This is a genomic window from Sphingobacterium sp. GW821-FHT03E03 (assembly GCF_059420745.1).
Map to the genome: position 1 here is coordinate 1 of NZ_JBWKUH010000070.1, position 745 is coordinate 745.

General features: G+C 37.7%; 1 protein-coding gene. It reads left to right on the plus strand.

Features of this window, described 5'->3' with window-relative positions:
* On the plus strand, positions 1 to 607 hold a 607-nt coding region (locus tag AC07UV_RS25685; protein WP_495185852.1), incomplete at its 5' end, for a hypothetical protein.
* Positions 608 to 745 lie beyond the last annotated feature (138 nt).

The window sequence follows — 745 nt, forward strand, 5'->3', positions numbered from 1 at the left end:
TAAAAGTGAGGAATGGGGGGCTGCAATAAAACTCAGAGATCCCAATGATCCCAGTTCAGTTTATATTGACCCGGCATCATCCGATAATAAGGTCAGTAGTAAAAGTGTAAATCCATCATGGGATGCAACCAGAGGCTATGTGATTGGTTATATACATAATCACCCGGGTGAAGGCTCGCCGAGCCCTTCAGATATCTTCAATCCGGCAGTTGACCTACTGGAGATGGTTAACTCACAGAATATACCTGCTAACCAGCTGCAAAATTATCTTAGGAATTTTAGTTCCTCAGTAGTTAGCGGAGGTAATGTTTACACGATCACAATAGCGAATGCCCAATTATTTGCCATGATGACCGGAAATTTCAGTGCCTCTCAAGAAGGTGCCAATAGGCAATATAAAAATGCCGCCGAAAAATTTATGAATCAGAATTATAGCAACGGAACTACGATTGAAGAGTATCAGGCTTCCGGAGAATCAGCACTAATTAAAATGTACGGAAAAATGTTTAACTTGAGCAAACAAAAAATAGGTGAAACTGACCGTAATAAAGCTGTTAAACGCGATCAAAATGGAAATATCAGCAAAGTAAATCCTTGTACACCTTAAAAATAAAAAAATGAAAACATTAATAACTTCAATTATCTTTCTGTTACTTACAACAGGTCTATTTGCACAGCAGGATATCAAGTCCAAAATATCAAATGGTTTTATCCGTGATAATGGACTCACAGATCTAAAAGAAAT